The 23,025-nt window shown below is 43.3% G+C and carries 22 protein-coding genes, 2 pseudogenes and 1 riboswitch; of the genes and pseudogenes, 20 read left to right on the forward strand and 4 right to left on the reverse strand.

Annotation, left to right across the window (positions count from 1 at the left end; translation table 11 throughout):
- Positions 1 to 68 precede the first annotated feature (68 nt).
- Positions 69 to 1,112, forward strand: a complete 1,044-nt coding sequence (locus ACED53_RS02155; RefSeq protein ID WP_009844818.1) for a GMP reductase — start codon at positions 69 to 71, stop codon at positions 1,110 to 1,112.
- Between the two features lie 113 nt (positions 1,113 to 1,225).
- Here the strand turns inward: ACED53_RS02155 and ACED53_RS02160 are convergent.
- Positions 1,226 to 1,312 (reverse strand): annotated as a pseudogene (locus ACED53_RS02160) (integrase); the annotation flags it as partial.
- A 35-nt stretch (positions 1,313 to 1,347) separates the two neighbouring features.
- Here ACED53_RS02160 and ACED53_RS02165 point away from each other — a divergent pair.
- From ACED53_RS02165 to ACED53_RS02200, 8 genes and pseudogenes are all read left to right on the forward strand, one after another.
- The gene (locus ACED53_RS02165) at positions 1,348 to 1,509 is read left to right on the forward strand and encodes a hypothetical protein (RefSeq protein ID WP_241816642.1); all 162 of its coding nucleotides are present in this window, start codon (positions 1,348 to 1,350) and stop codon (positions 1,507 to 1,509) included.
- A gap of 12 nt (positions 1,510 to 1,521) precedes the next feature.
- The gene (locus ACED53_RS02170; protein WP_017100856.1) at positions 1,522 to 2,676 is read left to right on the forward strand and encodes a hypothetical protein; all 1,155 of its coding nucleotides are present in this window, start codon (positions 1,522 to 1,524) and stop codon (positions 2,674 to 2,676) included.
- A gap of 157 nt (positions 2,677 to 2,833) precedes the next feature.
- Positions 2,834 to 3,271: a BspA family leucine-rich repeat surface protein gene (locus tag ACED53_RS02175; RefSeq protein WP_029225471.1), complete on the forward strand. Its 438-nt coding sequence runs from the start codon at positions 2,834 to 2,836 to the stop codon at positions 3,269 to 3,271.
- A gap of 26 nt (positions 3,272 to 3,297) precedes the next feature.
- Positions 3,298 to 4,344, forward strand: a complete 1,047-nt coding sequence (locus ACED53_RS02180; protein ID WP_017100854.1) for a BspA family leucine-rich repeat surface protein — start codon at positions 3,298 to 3,300, stop codon at positions 4,342 to 4,344.
- A 210-nt stretch (positions 4,345 to 4,554) separates the two neighbouring features.
- Positions 4,555 to 4,812, forward strand: a pseudogene (locus ACED53_RS02185) (IMP dehydrogenase); the annotation flags it as partial.
- Positions 4,813 to 5,347: 535 nt separating this feature from the next.
- Entirely contained in the window at positions 5,348 to 6,571 is a 1,224-nt protein-coding gene (locus ACED53_RS02190) for an ABC-three component system protein (RefSeq protein ID WP_017101505.1), read from the forward strand.
- Positions 6,571 to 7,077, forward strand: a complete 507-nt coding sequence (locus tag ACED53_RS02195; RefSeq protein ID WP_017101506.1) for an ABC-three component system middle component 4 — start codon at positions 6,571 to 6,573, stop codon at positions 7,075 to 7,077. Before ACED53_RS02190 ends, ACED53_RS02195 begins: the two co-directional genes overlap by 1 nt.
- Positions 7,077 to 9,065 (forward strand): exonuclease SbcC, encoded by a 1,989-nt coding sequence (locus ACED53_RS02200; protein ID WP_102579841.1) that lies wholly within the window; start codon positions 7,077 to 7,079, stop codon positions 9,063 to 9,065. Before ACED53_RS02195 ends, ACED53_RS02200 begins: the two co-directional genes overlap by 1 nt.
- Positions 9,066 to 9,164: 99 nt before the next feature.
- Here ACED53_RS02200 and ACED53_RS02205 read toward each other — a convergent pair whose 3' ends face one another.
- On the reverse strand, positions 9,165 to 9,839 hold the full coding sequence (locus ACED53_RS02205) for a glutathione S-transferase family protein (protein ID WP_017101508.1): 675 nt from the start codon (positions 9,837 to 9,839) through the stop codon (positions 9,165 to 9,167).
- 496 nt (positions 9,840 to 10,335) lie between these two features.
- On the opposite strand from ACED53_RS02205, the gene ACED53_RS02210 reads away from it, so the two are divergent.
- The 10 genes from ACED53_RS02210 (at position 10,336) to thiM (ending at position 19,192) form a co-directional block, all read left to right on the forward strand.
- A complete protein-coding gene (locus ACED53_RS02210) occupies positions 10,336 to 11,433 on the forward strand; it encodes a YdcF family protein (protein WP_017101509.1) in 1,098 nt (365 codons plus the stop codon).
- A gap of 130 nt (positions 11,434 to 11,563) precedes the next feature.
- Positions 11,564 to 11,815, forward strand: coding sequence for a DUF2999 family protein (locus ACED53_RS02215; protein ID WP_004731647.1), 252 nt, complete (start codon positions 11,564 to 11,566; stop codon positions 11,813 to 11,815).
- Positions 11,816 to 12,062: 247 nt separating this feature from the next.
- Positions 12,063 to 12,791 (forward strand): AraC family transcriptional regulator, encoded by a 729-nt coding sequence (locus ACED53_RS02220; protein WP_029225550.1) that lies wholly within the window; start codon positions 12,063 to 12,065, stop codon positions 12,789 to 12,791.
- Positions 12,792 to 12,876: 85 nt separating this feature from the next.
- Positions 12,877 to 13,794, forward strand: coding sequence for a DMT family transporter (locus tag ACED53_RS02225; RefSeq protein WP_017101511.1), 918 nt, complete (start codon positions 12,877 to 12,879; stop codon positions 13,792 to 13,794).
- 98 nt (positions 13,795 to 13,892) lie between these two features.
- A riboswitch (TPP riboswitch) is annotated at positions 13,893 to 14,004 on the forward strand.
- A 96-nt stretch (positions 14,005 to 14,100) separates the two neighbouring features.
- Entirely contained in the window at positions 14,101 to 15,009 is a 909-nt protein-coding gene (gene thiD / locus ACED53_RS02230) for a bifunctional hydroxymethylpyrimidine kinase/phosphomethylpyrimidine kinase (RefSeq protein ID WP_017101512.1), read from the forward strand.
- A complete protein-coding gene (locus tag ACED53_RS02235; protein WP_017101513.1) occupies positions 14,999 to 15,778 on the forward strand; it encodes an ABC transporter ATP-binding protein in 780 nt (259 codons plus the stop codon). Before thiD ends, ACED53_RS02235 begins: the two co-directional genes overlap by 11 nt.
- The gene (locus tag ACED53_RS02240; protein ID WP_017101514.1) at positions 15,771 to 16,586 is read left to right on the forward strand and encodes an ABC transporter permease; all 816 of its coding nucleotides are present in this window, start codon (positions 15,771 to 15,773) and stop codon (positions 16,584 to 16,586) included. Before ACED53_RS02235 ends, ACED53_RS02240 begins: the two co-directional genes overlap by 8 nt.
- A gap of 116 nt (positions 16,587 to 16,702) precedes the next feature.
- Positions 16,703 to 17,659 (forward strand): ABC transporter substrate-binding protein, encoded by a 957-nt coding sequence (locus tag ACED53_RS02245; RefSeq protein ID WP_017081987.1) that lies wholly within the window; start codon positions 16,703 to 16,705, stop codon positions 17,657 to 17,659.
- An 8-nt stretch (positions 17,660 to 17,667) separates the two neighbouring features.
- Complete coding sequence (gene tenA / locus ACED53_RS02250) at positions 17,668 to 18,336, forward strand: thiaminase II (protein ID WP_017101515.1); 669 nt, start codon at positions 17,668 to 17,670, stop codon at positions 18,334 to 18,336.
- Positions 18,337 to 18,406: 70 nt separating this feature from the next.
- A complete protein-coding gene (gene thiM / locus ACED53_RS02255; RefSeq protein ID WP_029225551.1) occupies positions 18,407 to 19,192 on the forward strand; it encodes a hydroxyethylthiazole kinase in 786 nt (261 codons plus the stop codon).
- A 151-nt stretch (positions 19,193 to 19,343) separates the two neighbouring features.
- On the opposite strand, the gene ACED53_RS02260 is transcribed toward thiM, so the two are convergent.
- The gene (locus ACED53_RS02260) at positions 19,344 to 21,287 is read right to left on the reverse strand and encodes a methyl-accepting chemotaxis protein (RefSeq protein ID WP_017101517.1); all 1,944 of its coding nucleotides are present in this window, start codon (positions 21,285 to 21,287) and stop codon (positions 19,344 to 19,346) included.
- A 259-nt stretch (positions 21,288 to 21,546) separates the two neighbouring features.
- Here ACED53_RS02260 and thiE point away from each other — a divergent pair, with 259 nt between their 5' ends.
- The gene (gene thiE / locus ACED53_RS02265) at positions 21,547 to 22,164 is read left to right on the forward strand and encodes a thiamine phosphate synthase (protein WP_029225552.1); all 618 of its coding nucleotides are present in this window, start codon (positions 21,547 to 21,549) and stop codon (positions 22,162 to 22,164) included.
- A gap of 127 nt (positions 22,165 to 22,291) precedes the next feature.
- Here the strand turns inward: thiE and ACED53_RS02270 are convergent, their stop codons facing one another.
- On the reverse strand, positions 22,292 to 22,636 hold the full coding sequence (locus tag ACED53_RS02270) for a hypothetical protein (protein WP_009844840.1): 345 nt from the start codon (positions 22,634 to 22,636) through the stop codon (positions 22,292 to 22,294).
- Positions 22,637 to 23,025: the final 389 nt, after the last annotated feature.

Below are 23,025 nucleotides of genomic sequence, written 5' to 3' on the forward strand. Positions count from 1 at the left end.
TCGTCTGCCAACGGTTTTACTACGCATTTCGCGAGAGACACATAATTTTATGAATCAAGGAAAACACCATGCGTATCGAACAAGAACTTAAGTTAGGTTTCAAAGATGTACTCTTCCGTCCGAAGCGTTCTACCCTTAAAAGCCGTTCTCAAGTTGAATTAACCCGCGATTTTACATTCAAGCATAGCGGTCGTCAATGGTCTGGTACTCCAGTAATTGCAGCTAACATGGATTCGGTAGCAAGCTTTGAAATGGCAGCTGCTCTAGCAGAGCACGGTGTTATGACTGCAGTACACAAGCACTACACAGTAGAGCAGTGGGCTGAGTTTGCTAAAACAGCAGACAAGAAAACTCTGAACAACGTTTTTGTATCAACAGGTACATCTGAAGCTGAGTTCGAGAAAGTTAAGAAGATCATGGCTCTTAGCGAAGAGTTTGTATTTATCTGTATTGATATCGCTAACGGCTACTCAGAGCACCTTGTTGAGTTCGTACAGAAAGTACGTGCTGAATTCCCGACTAAAGTTATCTCTGCGGGTAACGTTGTAACGGGTGACATGGTTGAAGAGCTAATCCTAGCGGGCGCAGACATCGTTAAGGTTGGTATCGGCCCTGGTTCTGTTTGTACTACTCGTGTTAAAACAGGCGTAGGTTACCCTCAACTTTCTGCAATCATCGAGTGTGGCGACGCGGCACACGGCCTTGGCGGCATGATCATCGGTGACGGTGGCTGTTCATGTGCGGGTGACGTATCTAAAGCGTTCGGCGGCGGTGCTGATTTCGTAATGCTAGGCGGCATGCTAGCTGGTCACTCTGAGTCAGGCGGCGAAGTAGTAGAGCAAGACGGTAAGCAATACATGAAATTTTATGGAATGTCGTCTCAGTCGGCTATGGACAAGCACTCAGGTGGTGTTGCTAAGTACCGTGCTGCGGAAGGTAAAACTGTTTTACTTCCATACCGTGGTTCAGTTCACAACACAATTTCAGATATCCTTGGTGGTGTACGTTCAACTTGTACATACGTAGGCGCAGCAAAGCTTAAAGAGCTAACTAAGCGTACGACTTTCATCCGTGTACAAGAGCAAGAGAACAACGTATTCGGTAAAGAGTAACGTTTAAAACACTTGTTTAAAATTTTAAGAATTGAGCCACTTTAGAGTGGCTCTTTTTTTACCTGAAATTTGGCAAGTGGCGACAGCCGAGCAAAAAAACTTGTGGCGACAGGTTACAAGTTAGAAAGAGGGTTATGGATAATTGCTTCAGATAGGTGATCAGGTGCGAAGTGGGCATAGCGCATCGTCATGCTGACGTTGGGCGGTCAGCTTTGAGCATCCAACCGCAGAGCAGGTGTTCGACACCCTTTCAGGTTTAACAGGGCTTGAGTTCAGCTTGCCTGATGCGGATTACATCAAAACCACCATTCCAAACTTTGTTAGCCAGGGAACGGGCTATCAATGTTTAGAACAAGTCGCCAAGGCGTTCTCAATTCCTGATTGTGTTTGGTTTTAACATACTGATCAGATGGTTTACTTCGGTTCGCATCAAGATAGTCACTTCCACAATAAACCGATGGCACTACCGGAAGAGTTCACCAGTCGTCAAAGTGGTAACAGTGTCACTTTTATACCATTCCCAATGCTTAGGCCGGGTAGAGCCATGAACGATAAGCGCGTAAATCGAGTTGATTTAATTCAAGACGAAATGACCGCTTATTGGAATACTGAGCAATCCGAAGTACCACCCAAGAAACGTGAAACGCTGCAGAACTTTCCGGAGTTGGCGGCGGGGTTTCATTTGCCGAAGTTTGGCCGTGTTGAGGCGGTAAGAGACACCGCAACAGCGGGGCAGGTCACAGACCTATTTCGTCCAAGGTATGCGGTAGATGTGCAGGTGCTCGATGAAGACTTAAATCCAGATAGTAATGTGCCTGTCTATCGTTCGATCCCATTGCCCGTTCACATGAGTGGGCATGAATCTGGATTGCTGTCTTACCCTCTAGAGGGAACATTGGTTGAAATCGCTTTCGCCTATGGCCGGAATGACAGACCTATCATTCGTGGTGTTTATGGCCGTGAATATGCATTGCCATCAATAGAGCCAGGGGAACAACTGCAGCAGCAACGTGAAGAGGTTAGCCACCGAATTGATGCTGCAGGAAACACCACCCAGCAAACCGATCAAACGCAAAGTCAAAAAGCATTCGAAATGCTCGACCAAGTCGAACGCTATCGTGGTGAATTTGGTCAGCACCATATTTTGGTTGATGAGCACAGCATTGAAGAAGTGATCGGCAAAAAGCTTATTGAAGCACTAGGCGCCATTAATCTAATTGCAGGTGATGACATCGTTCTCGGCAGCTTGGGTAACATGCAGACCGCGACCGCGGGCGAATTGGTGGAGACGATTGGAAAAGTACGCCGAAGCATTGCTGCAGAACACCAATGGTTACAAGCACCCAAAACATGGATTGGTTCAAAAGAAGAGAACGTGCTGATTTTGCTGTCTGAACTTATGCAGGTAGTGAAAGAATTAGCGGACACATTGGCCAGCCACACGCATAGCGGTGTTGTAGCTGGGTCATCAACAACCCAAGCCCCAGTGCAAGAAAGTGGCATTCGTGGTCATGGATCGGATAGCTCCAAACTTAACGTGCGATTAATCCCATTGATTCTTTAATCTGATTGATAACTTAATTGTTATTAATTGGGGTTATTTTCTAGGGGAGGGACTCAATTTATATATTTAAGGGGATTCTCCATCTGAAAAAGTGAAAAGAACCAGCGATCTTTCTGTATTATTTCGAACTTATTTTAATTAAATCATGATTTTAACTATGAATTTACGTTCGATTATTACCGCCTGTGCGCTGCTGAGTTGTAGCCACACCTTTGCTAGTGAGCCTGAAACGGTGACTTGCGAATCAAATAAACCAGGAACCGTCATGGTTCAAGAAGATGAGTTGTTTGTGGTCGTCAATGACGCACTCATCCGCAATTCAGACTACTGGCAAAACTTTCTGGATGGCAACATTCAGCTCTGCACCACTCACGTAACAGACATGAGTGACCTGTTTTCTAAAGACCAATACTTCAATCAGGACATCAGCCGCTGGGATACCTCCCGTGTTACCAATATGGATCGCATGTTCTCCGGCGCTAAGCGCTTTGACCAAGATTTGACCTACTGGGACGTCAAGCGCGTCTCACGCCATATCGACTTCGCAAAAGACAGTGGTCTTTCTAAAGATAGTCTTCCAATTTTTACGCAATAACGTCTATTCAATCCTAGGAAAATACAATGAAAAGAACCATAACCTCACTTCTAGTAGGCGCCACCGCGCTTGCTAGCCAAGCCGCTTTTGCTGCTGATATCTCAGTAAAGTGCCCTGACCAACCTGTTAACTCCGTGATGCTTGAAAATGGTCAAGTTTATGTGGTGGTCGATAATGCACTTATTCGAGATAAGACTATGTTGGATTATCTTGAGAGAGGACAAATTCGGTTTTGCACCACACAGGTGACGGATATGACGTACGTATTTCTGGAGCGTAAATCGTTTAATGCAGATATCGGTTCTTGGGATGTTTCGAGTGTGACCAATATGAGTGGCATGTTTTCTGGTGCAAGTGAATTCAACCAAGACATCGGTTCTTGGGATGTTTCGAGTGTGACTGACATGAGTAGTATGTTTAGAAGGGCAAACGAGTTTAACAAGGATATTGGTAATTGGGATACGGCAAGTGTGACTCGTATGAGTGAAATGTTTTTTGCCGCAGATGCTTTTAATCAAGACATAGGCTATTGGGATACATCAAATGTGATTAGTATGCATCAGATGTTCGCTTTGTCATCTTTCAATCAAGATATAGGTTATTGGGATACTTCCAAAGTGAAGGATATGTCATGGATGTTCTATCGTACAAAAAACTTTAATCAAAAGATAGGTTATTGGGATACCTCGAATGTAACCACTATGAGCGCAATGTTTGGGAAGAACATGTACTTTGAACAAGATATTGGTCGCTGGGATACATCTAGTGTGACCGATATGTCTAGGATGTTCGAAGAGAACTTGGCATTTAAACGAGATATCGGTGATTGGGATGTGTCAAATGTAATCAATATGGATCAAATGTTTGCTTTCCGGTTTAGATCTTATGGATTCAATCAAGACATAAGTAAGTGGGACGTATCGAAAGTCGTTGGGATGGAGCGCATGTTTGACAGAAATGTTAGCTTTAGTGCGGACTTAAGCAACTGGAATGTAAGCAATGTTACAAGGCATGGTGCTTTTGCTCGAGATAGTGGCTTGACTGAAGAACAACTGCCATATTTTGTAGACTAATTATCTATCGGTCTAGCTAAACAAAGGCCAGTGTTGATGGATTCAACGCTGGCTTTTTTGTTGGTTGAGTCATTTTCAAAAAGTGGCGGCAAAAATGGCGACATTCATTGTAAAACAGCGTTATTTAGGGGTATAAATTGCTACTTACTACTGTTTTTACACACACAGTGTCTGGGTTAAGTTATTGATTTTATTATAATGTCACTTGTTTTTGTTAAGTTCTACGGCATGTCTTCACAGTCGGCTATGGACAAGCACTCAGGTGGTGTTGCTAAGTACCGTGCTGCGGAAGGTAAAACTGTTTTACTTCCATACCGTGGTTCAGTTCATTACACGATTTCTGACATCCTTGGTGGTGTACGTTCAACTTGTACATACGTAGGTGCAGCAAAGCTTAAAGAGCTAACTAAGCGTACGACTTTCATCCGTGTGCAAGAGCAAGAGAACAACGTATTCGGTAAAGAGTAATCTGAACTGATTCGAATAGTTTGAAAATCAAGAGCCGCTTTTTAGCGGCTCTTTTTGTTTGGGACTTATAAAACCTTTTTGTAATTAATCGAAGTCGAGTAGGTGAGATAAAAGTACCGCTATTTAATGGGGACGTATCATGGCCGAAATTTGTACATTGTATTATTTGATGGGCAGCCCAAACCATCCCATCAAAACCTTTGTTCAAGATAGGCCAAATAAGGCGTAAGAGTAGTTTCAATGTTAGATGTTCAACCAACGCATTATTACCAAAATGAGTTATGCCTCCAAATCACACGATGATGTTCAATCAACTTTGATGTGCAAAAAGTAATGAGAGACAAAAGGAAAGACTTGCTCCATGAGTTTTATATAAGCCGAGCGTAAAGGATCTGAAGACAGATTAATTAGGTAGAGTAATGTGCGGAAAGTAAGGTTTTTAGAACCATAATCAACTAGATGCTTTTATGCCTCCTAACTAATTGATATATTGCCACTACTTTGTTTGTCATATTGCCAGTAGGAGTACAAGCGGATGGCTCAAGATTTTGATTTTTACCAGAAAAGAGAAGGGTGTCGCAATCTTGTGTTGTTCGTACACGGGTTTACAGGAGATTCAAAGAAAACTTGGACAAATGCAAATGGTGTTGTGTTTCCGGAGCTTTTGTTAGCTGATGAAACGATTTCAGATAACTTCGATGTCGCTTCATATAATTACTTCACCGAGCTACTAAATCTTTTTGCTGACACAAAAGAAAAAGCAAGGCGCATTCGAGATTTGATTAGGCGAAAGACCCACAAAAAAGAAAGAAACCTTGATATAGAAGAGCTTTCCAAAAATCTATCTAGCCATTTGAGGTTCTCTCTAGAGCAGTACGATAATATTTATGTTGTTGCACATAGTATGGGAGGGTTGATTACTAAAAGCTTGATTAAAAACGATCTCAACCTTAGCAGTCACACTAAGGTAAAACTTTTCGTTTCATTGGCTGTTCCCCATCAAGGCGCTTCGAGTGCAGTTTTGGGAAATATTATTAGTAGCAACTTACAAATTTCAAATCTAAACCCCGTAGAACAGTTTATTACCGAACTCAACCAAAGCTGGGTATATCTAGATTCCAAGCCTACAACAAAGTACTTCTACGGAGGCTACGATAGTATCGTTACTAAGTATAGTGCCGTTGCTATCGACAAAATTGAAAAAGACATTGTTTCCGTTGCTGAAGATCACACTACAATTTGTAAACCTGAAAACAGTCAGGCTATTGTATATATCAGTGTACTTCAATTCATCAAAGAGCAATTTAAGAACGAAGAGTTGACTGACATAGGGTTTCAAAGGCTAAATGATTCAGAAGGTTCAGATTTGGATAAAGAGCTTTTTGTCTTAAAGTTAATTGTCGCTGATATAGAGGAAGATACTCAAGATAATGCTAAAGAGCTATATTATAATGCAGAGTTCGTAAGGAAATTATTTAACTCAAGGCATGATAAGAAAAAGTTAGCTGATTTATTTACTAATATTAGACAATTATATAAAGATAGTTACGGTAAATATCTTGCAGATAATAGTGTTAATTCTGGAATATTACTTTCTGAAGTACATACGAAGATAACCGAACAGGATTCACTTTTGCTCAAATCGTTGATCCCTTCAATTCAGAACTTTCATAAAAAAGGAATGCTACACCAAATGGCTAATGATAGTACATGTGATATTTGGTGGTGCAAAGATAAGTCGATAGACAAGGTAAAATGATGAAGCTACCATTCGTTGAGCCAGATGATGATATTTATCTAAATATAAGTGTAGTTCTTATCATTATATATTACTTAAGCTCCACTAAACGTGGAGTATTGAAGATGAACAATGAACGAATTCATTTATATGATTATTTAGTTAGGAACCCACAGAAACTTAGTTATGTTTTACGTCAACTAGGTAAAGGCAATTTAATTATAAATAGAGATGACTACTCTGTATCTTCAATATCATATAATTTAGACCCATTGTTTGACAGGGATAGGATGAAGTATATTCTGACAATGTTGTCCCAGAAAAAACTTGTATGTGTTAGTTATAAAAGTAAAGAGGGGTTTATGTATTCATTAACCGACTCTGGGATGAAAATGGTTGAGGAACTGGAAGGGGAGTACTTTTCGGAAATTAAATTGTACGCTCAACAACTAGTGTCGACGCTTAGTATAAATGTCTCTCAGCTTAATTCTAGCTTAAATCAAATAATTACAATAGGTGTTGTTTAATGGCAAGTAGTATTTTAATTAATGAGCTAATTGTTGTTGGTCATGAGAAAAACTATAGAGTTAATTTTTTTAAAGGCGTAAATATTATCTATGGAGATTCTGCAACCGGTAAGTCTAGTATACTTAACCTGATTGATTATCTGCTTGGTTCCAAGAAGTTTGATCTTTACCCTGAAATTGAAGCTGCGGGTAAATATGCTGCTTTAGACGTAGAGCTAAATGGTAATAGATTTACAATTAAAAGAGATATATTCAAGCCTAACCAACCAATTGAAGTCTATCCATGTAACTTTGATTCTGTAGATAATCACGCTTGTAAGAAGTATCTTCCTAGCTTTGCTAAGAGCTCCGCTCATGGTGATCTCGATTTTTATTCCGATTTTTATTCCGATTTTTTGTTAGATTCGTTAGATCTTCCGAAAATTAAGCTAAAGGAATCACCAACAAAAGATGACTCAAAACTTGTTAGACTTAGCTTTAGAGATATTTTTAAATTTTGTTATGTAGATCAAGACACTCTGGGTAATAAATCATTTATAAAACCAGATAACTATGTGTTACAAATTAAAAATAAAGAAGTATTTAAATATATTTTTAATGCGCTTGATAACAATCTGAGTACTTTGGAAGGTATCCTTTCCGATCGGGTTAGGGAACGAAAGGCTATCGAGAACAAATTCAATATGGTAGCAGAGTTTCTTAGAGAGTCAGAATTTGAAACGCTTAGTAGCCTAGATGATGGTGTTACCAAAATTGATCAAAAAATTATAGAAGTTGAGAAGATTTTAACAGAGCTAAATAATTCAAATGTAAGCGATAATGAAATATACAAAGTTATTAAGTCTGAGTTGGAAAATATATCTTTGGAGAGAAAGTCCCTTTTTCATAAAGCACAAGATATAAAATTAAAAATTGAAAAGTTCACTCGACTTAAAAACGATTACGTTAACGATGTAAATAAGTTCAAAGCTTCTATTTCAGCTAGGACCACAATTGGGGTGATTAGTGAAGAAGTAGAATTATGTCCCATCTGCGATAGTACATTGGATGTAAGTATTGCCAAAGAACGGTTCACGATTGATGAGAAAGATAAAATTTCTCACGAGATAAACCTGTTAAAGCGGAGAATCAGGGACACTGAGTCTATTGTTTCGCAGGCTAGGCACGACTGGGATAAAACTAACTCTGAACTAAAGAAACTTGATTATGTTGAAAATGAGGCATTGAAACTACAAGAAAAGAACACAAAGGAGCTAACAAGTCCATATTTGGCTGAGAGAGATATGTATACTCTACAGCTAGGTGAGCTGAAGCAAAAACGAAAGGATATAGTCAACAGACTTAAAGTTAGAAATCAGCACAAGCACCTTTCAACAAACATTAAGTCTTTAGAAATTAGAATTGTTAAATTACAGGAAGAAATTGATAACTTGAAGAAAACAGCACCTTCTATGGTTGAGGTGCTGAGTGATCTTGGCGACTATCTCGATAGTTATCTAAAATTTGTAAAAATCAAATCACCACGTGATATTTCTTTCGACCCAGTTAGTTTTTCCGCAAAGGTGAGAGGTATCGAATATTCAAATCTCACTTCGGGTGGCTTAAGGACTATCGTAAGTATAGGGTATTTGTGTTCACTATTAGAGGCGTCTTTGGAGTCGAGTATAAACTATCCTTCTTTTCTGATGATAGATACTGTAGGTAAATACCTCGGTAAAACGAAGGATCAGAATTATGAAGTCAGCTCTGTTGAGAAAGTGGAAGATGAGATAGAAGCAGTGTCTGATCCAATGAAGTACAAAAATATCTATGAATTCATCATTGGTCTAACTGAGAAGTTTGAGAACAGAGATCAAGTTAGTCAAGTTATTCTGGTAGATAATGATGTGCCCGACCATATAGTGAGGGATCTGTCAGGCTTTATCGTTGCACACTATAGTTCAGAAAGAGCAAATGGCCTGCCAGTCGGTTTTATTGACAATATATAAAAACAACTAGAGCCGCCAACCACTTTTAGTTTGGTTAGCGGCTCTTTATGTTTAGGGTTTAAACCGTCAATTCGGAAAGTGTTAATTCTCTTATCTCTTCTACTTCGCATAATTCGAAGGAAACAGCGCTCGTTTCGCTTCTTCATCACGTTCGGTTTTAAATTCAACGTCTTTGCCGGTCTCGCGGGCGCGCAGTGCGGCTGGGCGAGTGTTGATGGCGTTAAACCAACGCTTCAAGTTCGGGTAAGGTTCTAAGCCTTCTTCACCAAGTACGACAGGTGCTTTATCTATCCAACCCCATGCAGCGACATCGACAATGGTGTACTCATTTCCGACGATAAATTCACGACCTTCCATATGCTTTTCTAACACTTCGTAATGACGTTGTGCTTCACGTAGGTAACGGTTCACAGCGTAGTCTAGGCCTGCTGGCGCTGCATGACGGAAGTGTACCGATTGGCCAGAGTATGGGCCGAGGCCGCTCGCGATAAACATCATCCAAGATAATAGTTCAGCTCTGTCTTCTGGCTGACCAGCTAGCTTGCCTGTTTTCTCAGATAGGTACAGCAGGATAGCGTTAGAGTCGAATACACGTTGTCCATCATCTTCAATCGCGGGCGTTTTGCCGTTTGGATTGATCAAACGATATTCCGGTGTGTGTTGCTCGCCTTTTAAGGTATCGACAGGAACAAGTTCAAAATCTAGGCCTGTCTCTTCTAGAAACAGAGCGATCTTCATTGGGTTGGGTGTTTGGTGAAAATAGAACTTAAGCATGGGGTAACTCCTTGTATTGGTCATTCATTAAAGCACCGCTTGAACGATCGTTCAATGATTGATTTTAATTTATTTGAAAATCGGTTGATGCGTGTTTTAAATCTATGTGCTTAAAACTTAGTTAGTAGAGCGAGAATGGAATCGAGCGATTCAGTGTGTTGAATTTCAAGTTGTTGAAAGAATGAGCTTAAAGTTGCTGTTTGGGCGTGTTGTTTTCTACGGAGTTCGGGTTTGTGAAGGGTGGTTTTCGGCGAAATAGGGCGTATGAAATCCTCAGTTAGATATGCCAAAATGATCGGTGAATTCCCCTTTAAACCAAAATTATCTGGATACACAGGCTTATTGGTAAGTTCAAAATCGTGATCTGTTGCCACATCTTATGCAACAAATGAATATTAACCTTGGAGAGTAAGGTTTGGTTCACGGTTTTTTAATTTTGGGGGCTTACATTGGGGAGCAAATCTGATGTGAACACTTAACGACACAGGATCTTTCCATGAAAAAGAACATTATCGCCCTCGCTCTTGGTGGCATGCTCGCTTTTGGCGTAACACCTTACTCTTTTGCTGCTAACGATGGCGCAGTACAGGCTTCAGCGGATTACGCGCAGTTGGTGACTAAGCGACAAGTTGTCGACCAATTACTTCTTGATGCGTTGCAGGCGTTTAAGTCTCCGGCAAGAATTTCTCACGCGGGCTTCACGGCTAAAATGCCAAGCAACATGGAAATTGTGACTAACCGATTGTTAGAAGCTTACCAGCTAGAACCTTACCGTACTGATTTGCTTATCTCGGCTGCGAACGCTCAGATCTACAACAAGAACGCAGAGCGCGCTATTGAGTTGTTTGAACAAGCACTGACGGTTGCGCCAGACGATGTCGACTTGCACGCATATCTTGCGGTTTGGCAAAGATTTGAAGGCAACGACAGTGAATCGAATAAGCACATGGAGAAGCTGGAAAGCCTGAATAAAGGCAAGGCAGAAGACATTAAACGTATTTTTGCAACGGTTGACCGCGTGTTAGAAACACCTCTTAAAGAGTCTGCAGATAAGGGGCTGTTGAGCGACCACGGTGCCATCGTTACTTTGGGCTATGCGCTTAATCCAGATGGTTCTATGCATGGAATCTTGATTGAACGTCTTGAAACGACATTAGCAATGTCGAAAGCGAACCCAGACGCGATGATCGTGTTAACCGGCGGCGTGCCTAAGAACCATAAGACAGAAGGCAAGTTAATGGCGGATTGGCTTATCTCAAAAGGGGTAAGCAAAGACCGCATCATTGAAGAGAACTACGCGACCAGCACGGTAGGCAATGCCTTGTTCAGTAGCTATGCGCTTGCTCGTCATGATATTAAACATGCGACCATTATCAGCTCGGCAAGCCATGTTCGTCGTGGTCAAACTCTGTTTGAAATTGCTAGCTGGCAAACTGGCCCTCAGGGCATTACCTTCGATACGGTTTCTTATCCAGATAAGCCGCTAGAAGATCTTAAGAAAGCGAGCAGTGGTGAGCTTCTAGGCATCTACCGTGACGCTCTAAGAACGTATGGTATGTGGAGCTACCGCTCTTACCCATTGGAATCTCGTTAAGCCCAAGCATTATTTGCGTTTGGGAAAAGCACAGTTCGTGTTAAACCAAAGCGTCACTTGCTAGTACAATCGAGCACAGCTAGATGGTATGCTGTGCTCCTACTTAATTTAGTGTTTCAAAGGCAAAAAAATGAACCCGATTTTAGCAATGTTGAAAGAGAACAATATTAGCGACGAGCAGATCAGCGAGCTATTCAAGACGTTGACCGAGAACCCTCTTGCAGCAATGGCGACAATCAGCCAACTTGGTTTACCACAAGATAAGCTTCAAATGCTGATGGGTCAGGTAATGCAAAACCCTGCGCTAATCAAAGAAGCAGTTGAAGAGCTTGGCCTAGATTTTTCTAAGGTTGAAGCCGCTAAAGAGCAACTTCAAAAATAGTAGAGTGTGAATGAGCGATTTTCTTAGGGAGTGATAGCCGATTCGGTTAACTGTTCTTGAGATCGCGAATTAGACTCCAATAAAAAGCCGTTTGAGTATCAATACTTAAACGGCTTTTTTGATCCGACTCAGAACAGGCTCGACAGGGGAGACGACAAAAACACTAGACCGATGTGACTCCCTCGCTTAAATCATGTAATTTCGTTTTAACACTCATGTTTCAATAAACTGTACTCCGGCGTTGCTCATGAAATCTAGCTTAAGCATTCGATCTTACACCAAGCAATTTAATACCCATGCTCATGATGACCATCATCAATTGGTATTGCCGATCCAAGGCAGTATTAATATCGAAATGGTGGGGTATGTTGGCAAAGTGGCCGTGGGCGAATGTGTGGTGATTCCGGTAACCACAGCGCATGCGTTTAAGGCGGATGAAGCCGCGCGGTTTATTGTCGCGGATATGGCGGAGTTGCCGCAGCACTTGTTAGAGCATGAGCTCTCGGTTTTCACGATAACACCACCTTTGATGAGCTTCTTGCTGTTTGTTGAGAAGCAGCTGGAATATCAGGTCGATAGTGGCATTGAGTCATCAGTTTTGGATGTGTTTTCACTGCTGTTAGAGCAACAACAAGTGAGCAAGAGCATCGACCCAAGAATTCGTGCGGTACAAAGGTTGATAACGGATAATTACGCCCAACCTCTCTCTATTTCACAACTTGCAGAAACGGCCTGTTTGAGCCCTACTCAATTCAAAAAACGCTTCAAAGAGTGCTTGGGTATCAGTGCGCTTAAATACATCACTCGCTATCGTATGGAGAAAGCCCAAGCCTTGCTAACCCACACCGATTTACCCGTTCAATTGATTGCTGAAAATGTGGGCTATAGTGATGTGTCTGCTTTCAGTCGTCGCTTCTCTCAGCACTTTGGCATGTCTCCAAGGGCGTTTCTAGGCTCAATGAAAGACAGTCTTTAGAAACAACAATAGCGTCCTTTCGGCAAACTAACTTTTATCAATCTTCACTATTATCTATTTCAGAACTGAAAATTGGGTAATAGAAATGAATCTTGCCATCAATCGCGTTAACGAATTCCTAACGGGCACTTTAGCCATCTTGTTTGCTTCTATTTTATGGGGCACGACAGGCACTGCTGCAAGTTTTGCTCCTGATCTAAGCCCATTAGCGATTGGTGCTTTCTCTATGGGCGTCGGCGGTCTAATACAAGCGGGCTTGGCGTATCGAAAAATCCTATTCGCTTTCGACAAACTTTTGCAGAACAAGAAGCTGTTGGCAGTGAGCGCTTTGGCTTTGGCGGTCTACCCGTTAGCTTTCTATTCTTCAATGAAATTATCAGGTGTGGCGATTGGTACCGTGGTTTCGATTGCGACCGCACCTTTCTTTTCGGCACTGTTAGAGTGTCTGATTAGCAAAAAGAATAATATCAACAAACGTTGGCTTACTAGCTTTGCGATTGGTGTGGTAGGTATTGGGCTGTTGGTGTTTTCAGAATCTTCATCGGCGAATGAATCCGGTGATGATCTCAAGCTGTTAGGTATTGGCTTAGGTCTGGTCGCTGGGTTGTGTTACGCCATTTATTCTTGGGCGACCAAAGCACTGATCGATAAAGGGATTAAGTCACAAGCAGCGATGGGCAGTATTTTTGGCCTTGGTGCGATGCTGTTGCTGCCAACACTCTGGTTTACGGGTGATAACCTGTTTTCCTCGCAGATTAACGTATTAGTCATCAGTTATCTGACGTTAATCCCACAATGCTTGGGCTATATCGCGTTCAGTTTTGGTTTACGCCATGTGACCGCGAGTAGCGCCAATCTACTTACTTTGTTTGAACCAGTAGTTGCAGCGGTGCTTGCCGTCTGCGTTGTCGGTGAGCTGATTCCTTTTATAGGTTGGTTAGGTATGTTTCTGATTGTGCTGTGCTTGTTGATACAGTCGAAGCCATCTAAAGGAACGCTATAAGTATTTGTTTTGTTGTGCCTAATTGAAATTTATTCATGCGTAATTCTTATAATTGAATAAAATCAGTATCTCAGTTGTGAGAGTGCTGTTACTATCGCTATCAATAGTCGGGGGGCATATACCTTATTTGGTGTTTGCTGAGATCGTTAATCGAGACCCGTTGAACCTGATTCAGTTAACACTGGCGTAGGGAACTATAAGCACTCGATCTACGTCTGCACCCATGAATACTTTCATGAGCCTAATGCGACTTCTCCTTCGATCAGTGTTCGTTCTCCTACGTCTTGTAAGATAGTAGGAGCGACAATGACACACAGTTCTATTTCAAAAGATTTAACGCCAAAAGCCTCAACTCCAAAATCCTCAACACAGCAGCACTCTGCTGAAGATACGATTCGCACGAATACTCCGATTGTTTTAACCATCGCAGGTTCTGACAGTGGCGGCGGTGCAGGTATCCAAGCTGATATTAAAGCTATGTCTGCTACAGGTAGTTTTGCTTGTTCGGTAATTACCGCGATCACTTCTCAGAACACCCAAGGCGTTTCCGCCATTTTCCCTATTCCACTCGACCATGTTGCCAGTCAGTTAGATGCGGTTTTCACTGATCTCAATATCGTGGCCGTAAAAGTCGGCATGTTGGCCGATTCGCAAATCATCAAAGTCGTTGCAGACAAAATTAAGCAGTACCAACCTAAGCATCTTGTGATTGACCCTGTCATGGTCGCGACAAGTGGTGATCTTCTTCTAGAAAACTCAGCTATCACGACGCTGAAACAAGAATTGATTCCGCTGGCAGACATTATCACCCCTAACTTGCCAGAAGGCGCGGCGTTAACAGGCAAGCCGGTACCTGAAAGCGAAGCTGAAATGCAGGGCATGATTGAAGACTTACGCGCACTAGGTGCTAAAGCTGTCCTGTTAAAAGGCGGTCACTTAGAGAAAGATGAGAACAGTAACGACTTACTGATTCTGCCAACTACATCTGCTTTGATTAGCGCTAAACGTTTTCCTACTAAAAACACCCATGGTACGGGCTGTACGCTCTCTTCTGCTATCGCTTCTTTCTTGGCTCAAGGCAACTCGCTGTCAGACGCTGTTGACCTAGGTAAACAATACATTTCACGCGCGATTGCTCATGCCGACGAACTTCAAGTTGGTCAAGGCCATGGCCCTGTAAATCACTTCTTCGCTGGGCACGGTAATGTCCGTTAATACGATTGGCGTTCAACTCAGCAATGCCTCTTTACGTTATAACGACAGTGAGCACGCGACCTTGTCTGGGTTGTCGCTTAGCTTAAACGCAGGTAAGTGGACGGTATTGTTGGGTAGAAGTGGCTGCGGGAAAACCACGGTATTGCGTTATCTGGCGGGCTTGTTGGACGACAAGGTGGAGTGGCAGGGCACATTGGCAACGTCTGATGAATTGCCTTTAACGGATCGCATCGCTTACATGGCGCAGCAGGATTTGTTATTGCCGTGGCTATCGGTCATCGACAATGTTTGCCTGAGTCATCGTTTTCAAAATCCCGCAGACAAGCATCAAAGCCGAGCATCCCATAAACAAGCTCAAACCAACCAAGCACTAGAGTTGTTAGCTGCGGTTGGTTTGGCTGATCACGCGTCTACTATGCCAGATCAATTGTCTGGAGGTATGCGTCAACGTGTTGCTTTGGCTCGCACCTTAATGCAAGACAAGCCAGTCGTGTTGATGGACGAGCCTTTCTCTGCGCTGGATGCGGTAACAAGACACAAGTTACAGAGCTTAGCGTGTGAACTGTTAAGAGATAAAACCGTTGTGTTGATTACTCATGACCCACAAGAAGCGGTGCGTTTGTCGGATAACCTGTATGTGTTGCAAGGCACGCCTGCGAGTGCTCACTCTTTATCTGTGCCTCACACGTCAACACCGCGAGTGCTAGATGGTGAATGTGCTGAGTTACAACAAGCGATCTTAGATCAGTTGGAGCGTGATTATGAATGATCTAACGCGAAGCGAAGCTGTGGCTCGTTCAACTAACACACAGATCACGACTAAGCGCCCTCGTCAGATGAATCCCGTTATGCGTTTGCTGATCAGTAGCGCCGTGATTCTCGGTTTATGGCAACTGGTGGTGGTTATCTTCGAGATGCCTAGCTTCATTCTGCCAGCGCCTGCAGAAGTCTTCATCAAGCTAATTGAACGCTACGATGTGTTACTCAAACACACTTGGGTGACTGCGCAGGAGATCTTACTTGGTCTGCTACTCGGTTTGTCGATGGGGCTGTTTTTTGCTCTGCAGATGTTGATGTTCGAACCACTGAAACGCTGGTTGTTGCCTATCTTAATTGCTAGCCAAGCAATCCCTGTGTTTGCGATCGCACCAGTGTTGATGTTGTGGCTGGGTTATGGCATCGCGTCAAAAGTGGTGATGGCGGCGATCATTATCTTCTTCCCTGTAACCACTTGTTGTTACGACGGCCTACGTAATACACCGACAGGTTACCTTGATCTTGCCAAGACGATGGGTGCATCGAAGTGGCAATTGCTCCGTTATATCCAACTGCCTGCTGCGCTGCCAACACTGGCGTCTGGCATTCGTGTCGCTGTGGTGATTGCCCCAATTGGTGCGGTTGTCGGCGAGTGGGTGGGTTCGAGTGAAGGGCTGGGTTACCTAATGCTACAGGCCAACGCACGCATGATCATTGATGAGATGTTTGCTGCCTTGTTCATCTTGGCGGTGCTGTCTATTTCGCTCTACTTCGTTACAGATAAATTACTCAAAAAAGCTATCCCTTGGGAAAACCAGTGATGGTTCGCTCAATAACACTTGTTTAATAAAGCTTCGCTCACGCTATTTATCTAAACAAAACTTCGTTAAAAATTAGCTCGATACACAATAATAATATTCAAAAGGAAAGGTTAACTATGAAAAACACCAAATTGGTAGGTGCCGTGGCACTGCTTGCTTCGCTAGTTTCAGGTCATGCATTGGCGGATTCTGAACAAAAAAAACTGACATTGATGTTGGATTGGTTTGTGAACCCGAACCATGGCCCGATTGTTATTGCTCAAGAGCGTGGCTACTTTGCTGACCAAGGCTTAGAGGTTGAAATTCAAGAGCCAGCTGACCCCAGCACGCCAGCAAAATTGGTCGCAGCAGGTAAGGTCGATTTAGCGGTAACTTACCAACCAAGTTTAACCATGGATGTAGCGGCAGGTTTACCTCTCGTTCGTGCATCTACTCTTATCGCAACGCCACTGAATACGTTGATGGTTTTGGATAATGGCAAGAACGATTCGTTAGCGGATCTGAAAGGCAAAAAGATCGGTATTGCGATCGCAGGAAACGAAGAAGCGACTATCGGCACCATGCTAGCGCAAGAAAATGTTGCGTTTACCGATGTGCAAACCATCAATGTCGGTTGGGCACTTTCATCTTCATTGGCATCAGGCAAGGTAGATGCAATCTGGGGTGGTCTACGTAACTTCGAAACCAACCAGTTAGCCCTTGAAGGCTTTAAAGCAAAAGCGTTCTTCCCAGAAGAGCACGGTGTGCCCGCTTACGACGAGCTTATTTTTGTTGCGAACGCAAAGCAGCACGACGATGAAGCGATCAAAGCGTTCAACAAAGCATTGGAACAAGCAACAACTTACATCGTGAACCACCCACAAGAGTCATGGAGCGAGTTTGTTGCGTATTCACCAGATACGTTGAACAACGAGCTTAACCAACGCGCATGGAACGACACGCTAACTCGTTTTGCACTTCGCCCTTCTGCTGTCGATCTGAAACGTTACGACGATTACGCACAGTTCATGTTCGACAAAGGCATCATCAAATCACTACCAAAAGCTGCTGACTACGTACCGACTTTTGACTAAGGAATCTCATGAAATACCAAGACTTAATCCAAGCCTGTCAACAAGATTGGCAAGACTACACAGAGCATGATTTTGTTAAAACGCTGGCAGACGGCACTCTTGCTCAGCCGTGTTTTCTGCATTACTTGAAACAAGATTTTCTGTTCTTGAAACAGTATGCCCGTGCTTATGCATTGGCGATTTATAAGGCAAAAACACTGGCTGATATGCGCCGTGCTCTGCCAAGTGTTCATGCTCTATTGGATTCTGAAATCTCTCACCACGTGACTTACTGTGGTCAGTGGGGTTTAACCGAGTCTGACTTGGAAAACGAGCCGGAAGATTTCGGTACAGTTGCTTACACGCGCTACGTTCTGGATGCAGGCATGACAGGTGATCTTGTCGATCTTTATGCGGCACTGGCTCCGTGTTCCATTGGTTACGCCGTGATTGGTAAAGCACTGTTAGAAAGCAGTGAAACCGTTTTAGAAGGCAACCCATACGCGAGCTGGCTGCAACTGTATGGCGGTGAAGAGTTCCAATCTGGCGTGGCAACGGGCGCGGAGTACTTCAATCAACTGCTTGCTGAAATTGATATCAACAGCGAGCGCGGTCAGAACATCGTTCATATCTTCAAAACCGCAACGCGTATGGAAGTGGCTTTTTGGCAGCAAGGGCTGAACGCTCTTAATGACTAATCACGGCTAAACCTTGTCGCTAGCCAACCTGCAGCGGCTTAAAACGACTTTCACGAATAAGGATTTACCCATGCTAACTGAACAAATCATCCAATCGTTGCGCGCAGTACGAGAGCAAAAACCACTGGTTGTGAACATTACCAACTACGTCGTGATGAACAATACGGCCAATGCGTTATTGGCGATTGGCGCTTCACCTATCATGGCGCACTCACAACAAGAACTGGCTGAGATGATGTCTTTCTCTGGCGCGCTTGTGATTAACATTGGCACGCTCGACAGTGTTTGGACGCCAAGAATGCGTTTCGCGGTTGAACAAGCGAATGCCAATAGCAAGGTTGTGGTTCTTGACCCGGTGGGTTGTGGCGCAAGTACGCTGCGTACCGAGACTTCTCGTGAAATTGCACGCTTAGCGGATAAGTTGATCATTCGTGGCAACGCGTCTGAGGTTATCGCGTTAGCGGGCGAGCAAGCACAGAGCAAAGGCGTTGATGCGCTAGATAGCAGTGATGCTGCATTAGGCGCAGCGCAATGCTTAGTCGCTGAATACGGTGCGAATGTGGTGATTTCTGGTGAGACAGATTACGTTGTCACCAAAGACAGCGTGGTGACGTTAAACAACGGTCATCCAATGATGCCGTATGTAACCGGCATGGGTTGTACTTTAACGGCATTGACGGGAGCTTTTGCTGCTGTTGGTGATGAAAGTGGTTTGGCTGCTGCGGCGGTATTGGGTGTGGTTGGTGAAATCGCAGCCGAGAACTCACGCGGCCCAGGTAGCTTGCAAATGAACTTACTTGATGAGTTATATCAATTGGATGAAGAGACTCTGATTCAACGTTTGAAGATTCAGTAGATTCAATCTGGCTATAAGCATTTAGCTCACTAAAAAGCCCCCAACACGAATGTGCTGGGGGCTTTCTTATTATATAAACCGTGTTCGCTATGTTTTCAATAAGCGAGGCTCTAAATAACAGAGACTTTGAATAACAGAGACAGAAAGTTAGCTAGGTTCTAAATCGATTCACTTGGTTTTCTAAGTGATGAGCAACTTCGGTTAAGTCGCTCGCTGCGCCAGAAATGCTGCTTACAGACTCTTGGTTGCTCTGCGCGATGGTATTGGCACCTTGCGCGTTTTCACCCAACGACTTGGTTAAGCAATCTTGCTCGTCAACAGATACTGCAATTTGGCTGTTGGCCTGATTCAAATCTTGGATGTGTTGGTTAATCACATGTAAGTTTTGAGAAGCTTGTTGTGCCTGAGTCGAAGCATCTGAAACAGTGCTGTGGCTCTCTTTGATCGACTCTAACGCATCTTTAGCGCCGCGTTGTAGCGATGTGATGAGTTCATCAATTTGGCTAGCTGAATCTTGGGTACGCTTAGCGAGCGTTCTTACTTCATCGGCTACGACAGCAAACCCACGACCTTGTTCACCTGCGCGCGCAGCTTCGATAGCCGCGTTCAATGCCAGTAGGTTGGTTTGCTCAGAAACGCCTTTGATTACTTCAAGAATGGCGCCAATATTCATCGACTCTTTGTGTAGGTCAGTCACTTTTTGGCTGCTCACCTGCATGCTTTCATCGGCGCTGCCAATTTCATGCAGTGTTTTGTCTACTTCTTTGAGTCCCATCGCCACATTCTCGGTTGCTTGGTTGGCAACTTGAGACGCGTGGTTAGCACTTGCAGCAATTTCTGATGTGCTTGAAGCCAATTGATCAACGGCAGAAGAGATGTTGATCATTTCACTGTTCAATTGTGTTGCATTGGTCGAGCTGTTGTTTGTCACTTGATTGAGTGACTCCGACATCTCACCAATACGCACGCTAGAGCGGTTCACTTGGCCAACAATATCGCGCAGAGATTCAATGGTGATCTCCATATTAGTCAGCAGTTCACCAATCTCATTTTTGCTCTCAATGTTCACTTCAACATTTAAGTTACCTTGAGAAAGCTCGTTGGTGATCTGTTTAACCTGCGCGATGCCTTTGGTAATAGAACGAGTCACCAACACAGCGCTTGTCATGCCAATCACCAAAGCCACACCTGTTAGCAAGAAGATGATTTGAACTGAACGTTTTTCACTGGCTTGCAGTTCTGGCGTTAATGCTTGTTTCTGTTGCTCTAGAATACTTTGAGCATCCGCGACCGCAATAGCCAAGCTGTCACCAATCGAGGCAAGAGTCGCAGTTCTTTGCGTGTTCTCAATCATCTGCTGATGAACTTGTTCAAAGCCTTTTGCATACGCTTCGCGCTGGTTAGAGAAATCTTCAATCAACTCGCTTTGGTAAGGGGATGATTTAAGAGACTCAATGTCGCCTTCAATACCCGGTAACGCGTATTCAAAGATATCTTTACCCGCTTCATAGGTTTTTAGGTCGTTGTTGTTTGAGTAACTCAGTACAGTGATCTTGGCTGCGAGGAAGTTCTCCATCAACATACCCGCGTATAAGCTCGCGTTTGGATCATTGTTGTTGTACGACTCATACAACAAGCTTTGCGCGGCTTTGAGGGCGTTGGTTTCTCGTTTGACCATCTCGACATTCACCAATTGGTCGATGAGCAGCTGGCTCTGTTTCATTGATCCATAAGCCGTGTCAAATGCCGCCACGCTGTCTTGCACTAATTGCAGGCTAGCTAGGCTATCGGTTTTGGTGGTGGTTTGGATTAAGTTGTTGAGCAGTTCATCAATCGCGAGTTTGCTTGATTGATAATTCGTTTCGTATTGCTCATCCAATGACTCTAAGTAACGTTCAGAGGCTAAGCGCATCTGCAGAAAATGCACTTGAATGTTGCCTGACAGTGTCGCTTTCTGGCTAAGTACACTGTATTGGCTAAAGCCGTTCGACAAGGTTTGGATACCTTTGTAACTCACAAAGCCTGAAATGACGAAAAAGAGCAAGCAGATGGCATAACCTAGCTTGATCTTAAATGCTATAGAAAGGTGGCGCATAACTATCCCTATATTTACCTGATTCCTTCACTGCGAAGTATTCCATAAAACAGTGTTCTGGGCAGGCTTAAGTGAATAGTTTGTGTAATAAGTAACGCTTTCGTTAAAAAATCCGGTTTTTTAGTATCGTTTCAATGGGTTGCATATTTGTTGGAGCATGCTTAATTGAGCTAATTGTTTATTAACTTCCATGCACATGATGCAAATTGTCGGTAAAATAGTAGAAACGCAATTTAGACTCCGACTCCAAAGGCACGATATGAACCCTTATAAGCTCTACTTGGTTACTGATGACCAGCAAGATCTTGAAACGCTTAAGTTTGTCGTTGAACAAGCAATCGCTGGTGGTGTCACTATGGTTCAAGTAAGAGAGAAGCATGGAGATGTCAGAGCTTTTATTGAACGTGCGCAGGCCGTTAAGTCGATTTTGGCTGGCTCTGGTGTCCCGATGATCATTAACGATCGGGTAGACGTTACGTTGGCTGTGGATGCTGACGGCTTACATTTAGGACAGTCTGATATGCCTGCTGAGTTAGCACGTCAGTTGATTGGCCCAGACAAGATTCTTGGTTTGTCGATTGAAACTGAACAACAGCTTCGAGAAGCCGATAGTTTGCCTATTGATTACATTGGCCTCAGTGCGCTTTTTGCCACACTGACCAAGACGAATCTTAAGAAACATTGGGGTTATGACGGCATTAAAATGGCGTTGGAGACAACGAAGTTACCGATTGTCGGTATTGGTGGAATTAACGAATCGAACATCCCGCAGTTAGTTGAGAGCGGCATTCATGGGTTAGCACTGGTATCTGCGATATGTCACGCTGAAGATCCAAAACAAGCGACGCAGGATCTGTTGGCTCTAATGGGGGAGTGAAGGGGTATCGGCTAGAAAACAAATGAGGCTAACCATTTGTTTTCTAGTTAAACAACAGGCTCATAGAAAGGCTAAATTGGCCTATCGCTTGAGCTTTTAAGACAATTTATTGAATACACAGTTTTGTTTACTGAGCGCATAAAGCAACAGTACCGATGATCATAAGAACGATCGCGGCATACCAGCCGTATTGTGCGGTCTTATCAGCAACAAACACCTTAATGTAGTTAAGTTCTTCATGCGCCATTGCAATGAAGTCCGTGTAGTTAATCGATAACTCGCGGCTCGCTTCTTTCAAGTCTTGCTGAAGTTTGTTGAAAGCCTCATCGATGAAGCCTTTTGTTTCTGAAACAGACGGAGTAGCAACCAAAGTTAAGCTATTCCAAACTGCCATACGCGATTCATACTCGCTTTCACTGACACAATTAAGTACGCGTAAATCATACTCTCGTTTGTTACGCTCTTTGCCCATTTTCTCAGGGCAAATATTTCTTAAAACGTTCACGACAAATTTTCCAAAAGGTTCATTTAGATATAAAAAAGCACTCGAAGAGGGCTCATAAACTGGGTGCGAATCAATATTCAAAAGTGATCTATTTGAAGCTTTCACAAGTGGTTGCAGGGCAGGGGCACTTATGTGGGAGATTTGAAGTTGGGTCAGTGGTGTTAAAGAGCGATTTGGTTTTGTCGATATCAGTTTGATAAGACAACCCCCTTGGGATCGCATACTAGTTATGTCACTTTGGGATATCAACTAGGGTGTTTTATCCACACGACAAAGAAAATTATCGGCACAAAAAGTGGAAATGAGGTAGTGCTGGAGAAACACCACCGTCATTGATTTAGGATTCAGTTGCTAAA

The sequence above is a fragment of the Vibrio sp. 1F169 genome, assembly GCF_041439605.1.
Taxonomy (GTDB): Bacteria; Pseudomonadota; Gammaproteobacteria; order Enterobacterales; family Vibrionaceae; genus Vibrio; species Vibrio tasmaniensis_A.